8 protein-coding genes are annotated in these 12,345 nt (G+C 45.1%); 1 reads left to right on the plus strand and 7 read right to left on the minus strand.

The window, feature by feature from the left end; translation table 11 throughout:
- Positions 1 to 34 precede the first annotated feature (34 nt).
- The 4 genes from cobT to MSP8886_RS17315 form a co-directional block, all read right to left on the minus strand.
- Positions 35 to 1,096 carry a nicotinate-nucleotide--dimethylbenzimidazole phosphoribosyltransferase gene (cobT, locus tag MSP8886_RS17300; RefSeq protein ID WP_139063173.1) on the minus strand — a complete coding sequence of 354 codons (1,062 nt, stop codon included), beginning with the start codon at positions 1,094 to 1,096 and terminating at the stop codon, positions 35 to 37.
- A 12-nt stretch (positions 1,097 to 1,108) separates the two neighbouring features.
- Positions 1,109 to 1,876, minus strand: coding sequence for a 23S rRNA (guanosine(2251)-2'-O)-methyltransferase RlmB (gene rlmB, locus MSP8886_RS17305; RefSeq protein WP_067018758.1), 768 nt, complete (start codon positions 1,874 to 1,876; stop codon positions 1,109 to 1,111).
- Between the two features lie 25 nt (positions 1,877 to 1,901).
- Positions 1,902 to 4,496: a ribonuclease R gene (rnr, locus tag MSP8886_RS17310; protein WP_067018760.1), complete on the minus strand. Its 2,595-nt coding sequence runs from the start codon at positions 4,494 to 4,496 to the stop codon at positions 1,902 to 1,904.
- Between the two features lie 587 nt (positions 4,497 to 5,083).
- Positions 5,084 to 5,887, minus strand: coding sequence for a pyruvate, water dikinase regulatory protein (locus tag MSP8886_RS17315; RefSeq protein WP_067018762.1), 804 nt, complete (start codon positions 5,885 to 5,887; stop codon positions 5,084 to 5,086).
- A gap of 250 nt (positions 5,888 to 6,137) precedes the next feature.
- Here MSP8886_RS17315 and ppsA point away from each other — a divergent pair, with 250 nt between their 5' ends.
- Positions 6,138 to 8,534 carry a phosphoenolpyruvate synthase gene (ppsA, locus tag MSP8886_RS17320; RefSeq protein ID WP_067018764.1) on the plus strand — a complete coding sequence of 799 codons (2,397 nt, stop codon included), beginning with the start codon at positions 6,138 to 6,140 and terminating at the stop codon, positions 8,532 to 8,534.
- A 110-nt stretch (positions 8,535 to 8,644) separates the two neighbouring features.
- Here ppsA and MSP8886_RS17325 read toward each other — a convergent pair whose 3' ends face one another.
- From MSP8886_RS17325 to wrbA, 3 genes are all read right to left on the minus strand, one after another.
- Positions 8,645 to 9,679 carry a succinylglutamate desuccinylase/aspartoacylase family protein gene (locus MSP8886_RS17325; RefSeq protein WP_067018766.1) on the minus strand — a complete coding sequence of 345 codons (1,035 nt, stop codon included), beginning with the start codon at positions 9,677 to 9,679 and terminating at the stop codon, positions 8,645 to 8,647.
- The gene (gene rimK / locus MSP8886_RS17330; protein WP_067018768.1) at positions 9,679 to 10,584 is read right to left on the minus strand and encodes a 30S ribosomal protein S6--L-glutamate ligase; all 906 of its coding nucleotides are present in this window, start codon (positions 10,582 to 10,584) and stop codon (positions 9,679 to 9,681) included. Before rimK ends, MSP8886_RS17325 begins: the two co-directional genes overlap by 1 nt.
- 297 nt (positions 10,585 to 10,881) lie before the next feature.
- A complete protein-coding gene (gene wrbA, locus MSP8886_RS17335) occupies positions 10,882 to 11,478 on the minus strand; it encodes an NAD(P)H:quinone oxidoreductase (RefSeq protein WP_067018770.1) in 597 nt (198 codons plus the stop codon).
- Between the last annotated feature and the right edge of the window lie 867 nt (positions 11,479 to 12,345).

Here is a 12,345-nt window from a genome sequence, read left to right on the forward strand (position 1 = left end):
ATAGACAATTTGTCTTATTGATACGGTTACTTCGCTAGGATTGGCCACTGACACCGGCACTTTCAAAGCTTGCCATCTGATTCAAAAAGACAGTGGCGCTTTGAATCAAAGGATAAGCAAGAATGGCACCGGAGCCTTCACCCAAACGTAAATCCAACGATAAAATGGGTTCAGCCTTTAACTGTTCCAGTAACAATCGATGGGCTTTTTCATTGGATTGATGCGCAAACACCGCATAGTGACGTACATTGGGTTCAACTTTTTGAGCGAATAGGAACGCCACAGTACAAATAAAGCCATCCACTACAAATGCAGTTTGTCTATGGGCCGCTTGTAGCATAGCGCTTGCCATGGCAATGATTTCAAAGCCACCAAGCTGCTCAGCTAAGGTTTGTGGACCCCACTTTGCCGCAGATATGCCTGTCTCTTCTTCCGCGCGTTGAATGGACGCCTCAATGACTCGCGCCTTATGCGACACGCCGGCATCATCCAGTCCCGTCCCTCGACCAGAACATTGACTCGCTGACAGGCCTGTCATAGCGCTCATCAAACAAGAGGATACACAGGTATTACCTATACCCATTTCACCAAACATAAGCAGATTGCAGCCAGCATCAATCGCCAAATCGGCTTCATCGACTCCCGCGTTGATCGTTCTTGCTAGCTCTTGAGTCGTCATCGCTGCTTGTTGGCTAAAGTCTTTCGAGCCAAACGCCACTTTGCGCTGACCAAGCAAAGGGTGATCATCAATGCTTGACTTAACGCCCACATCAACCACTCGCAGAGGCACACCATGCTGTTGACAAAACACACTGACCGCAGCCCCACCCATTAAGAAGTTCATCACCATTTGCGGTGTCACTTCTTGTGGAAACAAACTGATCCCCTGATCAACAACGCCATGGTCAGCAGCAAAAACGATCATTTTGGGTTTTGAGACATCCGGTGTCAGGCTATTTTGAATCGCCCCCAATTGAAAAGCGATGCTTTCCAACTCCCCCAATGCCCCAACGGGTTTGGTTTTGGAATCGATTTTATGTTGTAAAGCTGCCTTTAACTCCAACGAAGGCAACGAAATATCAAATTGCTCGAACACCGAACCGTCTCCTTAAGCCAGCGCTTTCACAGCGCGTTGACGAACCACTTCATATAAACAAACCCCCGTTGCCACAGAGACATTCAAGCTTGACACCACACCGGCCATTGGTAGCTTCACCAGATAATCACACTGTTCACGGGTCAGACGTCGCATGCCTTCTCCTTCTGCCCCCATCACGATGGCCGTCGGAATCGTCAAGTCTTGCTCATAAATTGTTTGCGTCGCTTCACCAGCGGTACCAAATATCCACACCCCTTGGTCTTGTAGCTTTTTCATGGTACGAGCAAGGTTGGTAACCGCAAAAACAGGAATGCTTTCAGCGGCCCCACAGGCAACTTTACTCACGGTGGCATTCATCGGAGCAGAGTTGTCTTTTGGCATAACCACCGCATGGGCCCCGGCGGCGTCGGCGCTACGTAAGCACGCCCCTAAATTATGAGGATCAGTCACACCGTCTAAAATAATAATCAACGGATTTTCATCTAAGCCAGCAACTAAGCTATGCAAATCTGCCTCATTGCCCGCTTTGGTCAGGGTGGTATAGGCCACAACCCCTTGATGAACCACTCGTTCTTTGGTCTTCGTAAACAACTGATCTAACTCACGACGAGCCACCAAGCTGTAACGTACTTTATGGGTTTTACACAATTGGACAAGACGCTGTGTCTTTTTATCATCTCGGCCTTCTTGAAAACGCACTTCTTTGACCCGTTCAGGCTGTTGTAACAACGCATTTTCAACAGCGTGAATACCATAGATCCATTCTAAATCAGACATTTTTACCTTTTACTCGATCAATCAATTAATCACGCGCACGTGGCTTAGCATTGTTCTTTTTGACTTTCTTCTTGGCTTTCTTAGGTTTTTTCACTGCCGCCGCTGTAGACTTTGCATCAGCCGACGACGATTTTTTCTGCCGGACGCGTTTACCTTTGGAAGGTGTACGGCGCTTTTTCGATTTTGCTTGTACACCGTCTTTCTCGCCTTTACTTCCTTTACCTTTATTTTCTTTAGAAGAAGCGGCTTTCTCGTCTTTGGGAAGATTTTTTGGCTTACCACGGCCACCTAACTCTATGGGTGGTAACTGGGCAAGCTGCATTTCTAGCTCAGTTAAATCGTTACGCTCTACCTTGTGGCGTTGACGTGGTTTGGTTTCATCTAGGCTTAAATCAATCTTACGTTGCTCAAGATTGACACTGGACACACGCACTTTTAACGTGTCACCAAGACGGAATACCCGTCCAGTCCGTTCACCTATAATCGCCTGATGTTCAATATCATGGACAAAGTAGTCCTGACCGAGCCCAGAAATATGCACCAGCCCATCAACAAACAAGCCTTGTAATTCCACAAACAAACCAAACGAGGTAACGGCCGTCACCACCCCCTCAAACGCATCACCTAAATGCTGCTCAACGTATTGGCATTTTAACCAAGCTTCAACATCGCGCGTGGCTTCGTCAGCGCGACGCTCTGTCATCGAGCAGGAGTCACCTAAACCATCCATATCCGCATGATCATAACCATAGATTTTGCGCTCTTTAATCGTTGGGCTACCCGCCACACGATGCGCTTGACGCACCACAGGACGACCTTCGCCACGAATCAGGTAACGAATGGCACGATGGGTCAACAAATCAGGGTAACGACGAATCGGCGAGGTAAAATGGGTATAAGCAGGATAATTCAGACCAAAGTGGCCCATGTTATCTGCTTGATATACCGCTTGGGACATAGAACGCAACATCATGGTTTGAATACTGCGAGCATCCGCTCGATCCTTAATCTGTTCTGCTAACTTGGCATAATCATCCGGAGTCGGCTTCAGGCCACCCGTTAATTCCAAGCCAAGCAAACCAAGATAAGTACGTAGGGTTAACAAACGTTCTTCTTTTGGCCCTTCATGAACACGAAACAAGGCGGGTAAATCCGCTTTAATCAATAACTCTGCGGCAGCCACATTGGCGCACAACATACATTCTTCGATCAGTTTATGGGCATCATTGCGTTCTACCGGAACAATGTGCTCAATCTTAGAGTTTTCATCGAATACCATACGCGTTTCAATGGTATCGAACTCCATCGCGCCCCGCTCATCCCGAGCACCTTTCAATACTTGATATAAGCCGCTTAAATCATCAATGTGTGACACAATAGAAGCATAACGTTCACGTAACCCTAAGCCTTGCTCATCGGGCTCTGATGAAATCATTTTTGCGACCTTGGTATAGGTCAAACGGGCATGGGAGCGAATCAAACCTTCGTAAAACTTATAACCACGCATCTTACCGCGAGACGTCAACGAGATTTCCGCCACCATCGCCAAACGATCAACATCTGGATTCAAAGAACACAGACCGTTCGATAAAATCTCCGGCAGCATAGGAATCACACGACCAGGAAAATACACCGAGTTGCCACGCACAATTGCCTCTTCATCCAAGGCAGTGTCTTTTTTCACATAGTGGGACACATCGGCAATCGCCACCAAGAGCTTCCAACCGCCTGGCGTCTTTTCACAATAGACAGCATCATCGAAATCGCGCGCATCTTCACCATCAATAGTGACAAACGGTGTATCGCGAAGATCCACACGATGCGCTTTGTCTTCTTCGGCTACTTCGCTGCTGAAATGCTTAATCTGTTGCTCCACAGCTGCTGGCCACTCGTTAGGAATCTCATAACGATGCATCGCCACTTCGATTTCGACTCCTGGCGCCATAAAATCACCGAGAATCTTCTTCACTATACCTTGTGCTGGTTTGCCGCGTTCTGCATAACTGACAATTTCCGCCAATACATACTGCCCATGAGAGGGGGTTAAACCAGAGTCTTTGGTAATGAGAATATCTTGAGAAATACGTGGGTTTTCTGGTGTGACAAAAGCTGTACGACTCTCCTCGCCATTTTTTTCTAGATAATAGCGACCAACCAGCTGACTGTGCTTGCGCTCCAATACCTCAACCACAACGCCATCCAAACGGCCTTTTACACTTCGGCCAGACAGGCGCACTTTCACCTTATCGCCATCCATCACATTTTGCATCTGACGGGCAGATAAGAAAATATCATCGTCATTTGGGCGCAGTAAGAAGCCATGACCCTCTTTATTACCTTGAACATAACCTTCGATCAGATCACTTTCTAAAATGGGGGTATATTCGTCTTGTTGATTACTCACTAGTTGGCTATCGCGGCACATGGCGATCAAGCGACGGCGAAGGGCTTCAATTTCGTCCTCCCCTGTCAAACCGAAGGCTTTACAGAGGTCAAAATGACCAAGGCTTACGTTCTGGGTCGCCAGAAACTCTAGAATAAACTCTCGGCTTGGTACCGGATTATCGTATTTAGAGGCTTCGCGCTGCTGATGTGGGTCGTTAATTTTTTTATTACTCAATGTATTTTTATCCTTGATTTGTTCAATAAGATGCAGCCTTATGAAAATATGGGTGTTGGCATCTTATACTCTGCAGCGCCCTGTTCCTCTATAGTCTTATGCCGTCTAGTGTTTCTTCTAGTTAGCCGCTTAACAAGTCGCTGACCTGTCTAGGGAAGGTACAAACAAGTCCTCTTGCCCAGCATGGGGATAAACGTCACTCTACGCAGCAATGCTTTGAAAGGTAGCTACATTCTTTCAACATCACGCCTTAATTGACCATTTCTCTGAAAGCCTGAGTCTTAGACAACTTATTCTTACCTTCCCTGATAAGCCATTATTATAGAGTATTCTCCGCCAATACTCTTTAGCTTAACGCACTTGTTCACATAAACTGCACAAGCAAACTCGAAATAGCCAATCCCTACGTTGCTGTTCTATGTGTAATTTCACAACAAAACGCCCTAATTCACTAATCTTAGGAATCTTTATACCGACTGATTATGATAGTTTTAAGGAGACTCCGCACTTTTTTACGTCAAATCGAGTTAAATAACCCACAAAAAAGAAGAACCTATCGAATAAATTGATAGGTTCTCCAGCAAAAATTATTGTCTATGGCGCACTAAATGCATTTCGGCCATTACTTTGGCGGAAATTTCTTCCACCGATAACCGCGTAGAATTCAAGAAAGGAATTCGCTCTTGTCGATATAAAGACTCTACTTCTTCTAATTCATAACGGCACTGGCGTGGCGAAGCATATTTACTAGACGCCATGCGCCCTGTACGAATTTCGTGCAATCTATCGGGGTCAATCGTTAAACCAAACAGTTTTTTCTTATACGGACGAAGCACTTTTGGCAGGCCAGGTGCAGAAAAGTCATCTTCTGTAATCGGATAATTTGCCGCTTTAATACTGTACTGCATGGCAAGGTACAAACTGGTTGGTGTTTTTCCTGAGCGAGACACTCCCAACAAAATGATATCTGCTTGATCGAAATTTTTGATCGATGCGCCATCATCATTCGCTAGGGCATAGTTTATCGCCTCTATGCGAGCATCATAGACCCCAGCTTTCATACCATGAGCCTTTTGAGCCGTCGGCAGGGCTTTCACACCTAAGGCTTTTTCAATAGGTAACAGCAAGTCACCAAACACGTTATAACAATGAGCATCACAAGATTGAATAATCTCACGAATTAAGATGTCAGAAATGGTATAAAACACCAGTGGGGCATTGCCATTCGCTACTTCTAAATTGATTTGTCTTTTTAAACCATTGGCTTGATCATTTGTATTTACAAAAGGCACACTTTGCATTTCGATTGGGATATCAAAAAAAGACAATATCGCAGAACCAAACACCTCAGCCGTAATCGCCGTTCCATCAGAAACAAAATACACTTTCATAAATTTTTTCTCTTTTTTGTTGTTATGCAACAACATTGAATTTATTAATTGAAATAAAACTACATCGAATAATCGATTTTATTCCTTAGCACTCCTCTACATACAATGATCTCATTCGCTGCACTTTGACAAGCGTAGGCTAGAAAAAATTCCAGCCTCCTAACCTTGATGTCAGCGATGTCGAACAGCACGATGATAATGAAAGACACAATAAAAAGAGCTTTTACGTTAACTATTTCTGGAGTGCCTTGTGAGCAAATTTATTAAGTGGTTTAAAGATCTTCGTTTAGAAGACGTGGGTGAAGTAGGCGGTAAAAACGCTTCTTTAGGTGAAATGATTTCCAACCTGACTGACCTTGGTATTCAAGTACCAAATGGGTTTGCAACCACGGCCTATGCTTATCAAAGTTTTCTAGAAGAAAGTGGTTTGGATGCAAAAATCCATGAAACACTAGACAGTTTAGACGTCGATGATGTTCATGCTCTCGCAGAAGCTGGCGTACAAATTCGAGGCTGGATTGAAAGCGCGTCCTTCTCAACTGAATTCGATCAAGAAATCAAAGACGCCTTTGCTGTACTTTGCGATGATAACTCTAGCGAAACCTCTTTCGCTGTACGCTCTTCCGCAACCGCTGAAGACCTACCGGATGCTTCTTTCGCAGGGCAACAAGAAACCTACTTAAACGTCAAAGGCTTGGCAGACATTAAAGCCTCCATTAAACGCGTCTTTGCTTCACTATTTAATGATCGCGCGATCTCGTACCGAGTTCATCAAGGGTTTGAGCACAAAGGGGTGGCACTGTCTGCTGGCATTCAAAAAATGGTTCGCAGTGATATTGGCGCCTCAGGGGTACTGTTCACATTAGACACAGAATCAGGCTTCAACGAAGTGGTCTTCATAACAGCGGCTTACGGCCTTGGCGAAATGGTCGTACAAGGCACCGTCAATCCAGATGAATACTATGTCCATAAAAGTACGTTGGCAGCCAACCGTCCCGCTGTTGTGCGCAAATCACTTGGCTCTAAAGCGCAAAAAATGCAATACGCAGAAGCCGGTAGTGAAGAATTCGTCGAAATCGTTCCAGTTAAACTGGACGACCAAAACCGTTTTGCACTCAGCAATGAAGAAATTGAAGATTTGGCTCGTCAAGCTTGCATCATTGAACAACACTACCAACGTCCGATGGACATAGAGTGGGCAAAAGATGGGGTAGATGGCAGAATTTACATTGTTCAAGCTCGCCCAGAAACCGTCCGTAGCCAAGGCAATGCACAAAGCATGGAACGTTATTCTCTGAAAGAAACCTCATCCGTACTCATCACAGGCCGCGCAATTGGCCATAAGGTTGGCACAGGCGAAGTCAAAGTCTTGTCGTCTATTACAGAGATGGATCGCATTCAACCGGGTGATATTCTGGTAACCGACATCACGGATCCCGATTGGGAGCCTATTATGAAACGCGCCTCGGCCATCGTCACCAATCGTGGTGGACGTACGTGTCATGCTGCAATTATTGCTCGCGAACTGGGCATTCCTGCCGTCGTTGGTTGTGGTGATGCAACAGAAGTTTTACAAGATGGACAACCCGTCACCGTGTCTTGTGCTCAAGGGGATATGGGCTTTGTCTATCAAGGTCAACTGAAGTTCGATGTAATCACCTCCGAAGTGGGCAACATGCCTAACTTACCTGTGAAAATCATGATGAACGTGGGCAACCCAAACCGTGCATTTGACTTTGCCATGTTACCTAATGCAGGGATCGGCCTGGCTCGCCTTGAGTTCATTATTAACCGTATGATTGGCATTCACCCGAAAGCATTATTGAACTACGATCAAATGGATGCCTCTTTACAAGAAGAGATCAATCATCGTATAGCAGGCTACTCAAGCCCCGTGTCATTCTACGTCGATAAATTAGTAGAAGGGATTGCCACATTGGCCTGCTCTTTTGCCAATAAACCCGTCATTGTTCGTTTATCCGACTTTAAGTCAAATGAGTACCACAACCTTGTTGGTGGCCCATTGTTCGAACCAGATGAAGAGAACCCAATGCTGGGCTTCCGTGGTGCGGCTCGCTATATCGATGATTCATTCCGTGATTGCTTTGCATTGGAGTGTGAAGCCATTCGTCGAGTACGTAACGAAATGGGCTTAACAAACGTCCAAATAATGATCCCATTTGTGCGAACACTCGAAGAAGCCCAACAAGTCACCGAGCTATTGGCAGAACAAGGCTTGGCACGTGGCGACAATGGCTTGAAAGTCATCATGATGTGTGAACTTCCATCTAATGCATTGCTTGCCGATGAGTTCTTAGAATACTTTGATGGTTTCTCTATTGGTTCAAACGACCTAACCCAATTAACTCTTGGATTAGACCGAGACTCCGGTCTCATCGCGGATAAGTTCGACGAACGCAATCCTGCGGTGAAAAAATTATTGAAGATGGCAATTGCCGCCTGTCGCGATAAAGGAAAATACGTAGGGATTTGTGGCCAAGGCCCTTCCGATCATGCGGATTTTGCAGACTGGCTGGTCGCACAAGGTATCGAGAGTATGTCTCTCAATCCTGATACTGTCATCGAAACCTGGCTGCATCTTAATGACGTATTAGAAAACTCGTCATTAAGTCAGAATGCCGTTTAACAACGGCGCGTTGCATTTATTGTAGCGTCACTTTCTAGTTTGATAGCCCTGCTTTGCAGGGCTTTTTTTGCATGCTAACAAATGACTTCGCCTAATACTCCTAAATACGGTTACCCCAAGGGAAAGACCTGATCGCCATCCATCAATTCATCTTGCATGTTTTCCACGTACTCAGCGACCTCATCTGGCGAAGAAAAATGAGCAATGTGATACATGGCATCCCCTTCTTGAACCAGTGGAATATTTTGTTTACCAATAATGATGCCCCCTTTTTTACACACCACCTCATCCAGCACTTCCCCATAAGGATCTTTAATTTGAGCCAATAGCTCGTTTTTTTCGACAAGATCACCTAAGGCTTTTAGATGCGTTGTAAAACCACTGTCGGTTGCCCTTACCCAGCTACTGCTTCGGGCCATTTTAGGTTCAGGCAATGACTTTTTACGACGCGATTTCGACAACATACCAAGGTGTCGCATCACTCCAACAACCCCATTTACCCCTGCTCGGATCGACAACTCATCAAAGCGTAAAGCCTCGCCCGCTTCATATAAAATGACTTTTGCTCCAACATCATTCGCACAAGCTCGGAGCGAACCGTCACGTAAATTTGAGTTTAAAATCACTGGAACACCAAAGGCCTTCGCCATCTCCAAAATATCTTGGTCATCCAAGTTGCCACGTATCTGCGGTAAATTAGAACGATGTAAACTTCCAGTGTGCAAATCAATTCCGTAATCCGCTTTTGACACCACCTCAGTTAAAAAGCGATCCGCCACTCGTCCAGCCAAAGAGCCACGTTTGGAGCCCGGAAAACTGCGATTTAAATCCCGTCTATCAGGTAAATAGCGACTTTGACTAAGCACTCCATAACCGTTAACCACTGGCACCGCAATCAAGGTACCGTGGATTTTATCCATATACTTGCTATTGATAAGACGGCTAATAATCTCAATACCATTCAGTTCATCGCCATGAATTGCAGCACTGATAAAAAGCGTGGGGCCGGGGCGCTTGCCACGTCGAATATAAATCGGCATGGACATGTTCGTATCGGTATACAGCTTAATAATGGGCAATTCAATTTTAACGGTTTCACCAAGTGAAATATCAATTCCATCTATTGATAAAATATCATTACTCATCAGCCTTTACCTTTCGTCTTCGTTGTTCCTGTAACCGATGCTTTTTCCAAGTATTGAATAATCATTTTAGCCACATCTTTTTTGGTCGCAGACTCAATACCTTCAAGACCAGGGGATGAGTTAACTTCCATAATCAATGGGCCATTATTAGATCGTAATATGTCGACACCACACATATTCAACCCCATCACTTTCGCCGCATCAATGGCCGTTTTACGCTCCTCCGGCGACAACTTCACAAGAGTAGCCGTTCCACCACGATGTAAATTGGAACGAAACTCTCCCTCTGCCCCCTGTCTCTTCATCGCTGCCACCACTTTGCCGCCGACAACTAAACAACGAATATCCGCCCCGCCAGCTTCTTTGATGTATTCCTGCACCAAAATATTAGCTTTTAACCCCATAAAGGCTTCGATTATAGATTCAGCGGTTTTATTCGACTCCGCCAACACCACACCAATTCCTTGAGTACCTTCTAACAACTTAATCACCACTGGTGCCCCACCAACATTTTTTAGCAAGTCACCGATTTTATCTGGATGGTGTGCAAAACCTGTTTTGGGTAGACCAAGGCCTTTACGAGACATTAACTGCAAAGAGCGTAACTTATCTCGGGAGCGACTAATCGCTACAGATTCATTAATACTGTAAGTGCCCATCATCTCAAACTGACGTACCACAGCCGTACCATAAAAAGTAACAGAAGCACCGATCCTTGGAATAACGGCGTCGTACTTAGGTAAAGGCCGACCATCATAACGTACCGACGGGCTGCTACTGGTAATATCCATATAACAGTGCATCGTGTCTATCACATCCACCTCATGACCCAACTCTCGACCAGCTTCCACTAAACGCCGAGTAGAATAAAGATTAGGATTGCGCGATAAAATAGCGATTTTCATAGGTATTCCTTGGACAAAAATAAAGCCGCTCTAGACAAAAACAACGGGGAAAACATGCTGCTAACATGAACGCGAGAATAGAGAATAACCTCACACGAGGGAAGCGATATTTGACCTAAGACACAAAATATTCATCGCCGCCCAAGGCAAAAAGAGGAGCAAACAAAACCCTCTTCTCTGTCTTTAATACCCACCTTTACCAAAAACAAGAAAACCGTGCATTTATCGGTAAGCAAATAAAAAAGGTAGGCCGCAAAAGCCTACCTTTTTATCAAAAAATCTACGGTAAACTGCCAGTTATACGCTCAGCTTAGCGGCTATCTCTGCAACATGCTTACCTTGGAAGCGGGCCATCGCCACTTCTTTTTGAGATGGTTGGCGGCTACCGTCCGCACCTGCAATCGTGCCAGCACCCAATGGAGATCCCCCTTTTACTTCGCTCACATCGGCCAGCTCTGGGCATGAATAAGGCAAACCAACGACAACAAAACCATGGTGAAATAACGTTGTATGGAAAGATTGAACCGTCGTCTCATTACCACCACCAGTACCAGTAGACGTGAATACACTGCCAACCTTACCAACTAACTTACCTTTGGCCCATAAACCACCTGTCATATCCAGAAAGTTTCTCATCTGAGCAGCCATATTCCCAAAGCGAGTAGGCGAACCAAAAATTACAGCATCATACTCCTCCAAGTCTTCAGGCTTGGCAATAGGAGCCGCCTGATCAAGCTTGATCCCCGCGTTTTTCGCCACATCCTCTGGCATCAGCTCGGGTACCCGCTTAATATCAACCTGAGCGCCTGTGCTTCGCGCTCCTTCCGCGACTTCATTCGCCATCGTTTCTATATGACCATAACTTGAATAATACAGTACTAATATTTTTACCATCTCAGCCTCCTTCCTTTGCTATTCACTCATTAATGCTAGTACTAAAATCTGAGAATAAAAGGCATACTGGTAACACTACAAAACTCTTCAAACTTTTTTGGATAGTCTTGCAACCATACTTAGAGGCTCTTGGTCTTATTGCATATTTCAAATATATGCTAATTTACCGACAGACCTAGCCATCAGCTGTAATTTATAACAATAGTGAGAGGTTTTGCGTTTAATTCACGCAGATACATTGAGCCTAAAAAACAGTGAGAGAACCTGAAAGAGTACACTTTCGATAAGTAAACCACGGATGGGGTCCCTTGATCTAACGCTCTATCTTTGAAAAGATCTATTCAGATCAATCATCACCTTGCTATTGGATTTGCGCAGACGCGTTGAGCCTGCGAAACAGGCGCAAGCGAATTAATGGCAAGGTGATTATCTAAAAAGGCTGTAAGGCCATGGATTATCGCCTTCGCGGTAATGACGGCTGTGAATGCGGGTGCTGTAGAAGTGATAAGAGACGACCTCACGAACCCGAACCCAACTTTTAGGGAGGTTGACTCCCCTTTTTATTTTTTTGGACTTTCTGCAGACGAAAAAAGCCCCAACAGCATAAGCTATCAGGGCTTTTTTCAAATTAAATCTTGGTAACGACCTCACGGATCTAACGCTATGCATTATCCTGCTTCGCAGCGCCTTCGGCGTCTTTGGCTGGTTCCTTTGGAACATCGCCAATCACATGACTTTCTCATACCGTCCCAATAAGTGTGTCTGACAAGGTGTTGTAATAGATGCCTCTCTCTCATTAAATGATTTTATTTCGACCAAAAAACAAGCCATTTAACAAAAGAGAGACTATGGATACTTTAAAACTAA

This window comes from Marinomonas spartinae, assembly GCF_900089775.1.
Taxonomy (GTDB): Bacteria; Pseudomonadota; Gammaproteobacteria; order Pseudomonadales; family Marinomonadaceae; genus Marinomonas; species Marinomonas spartinae.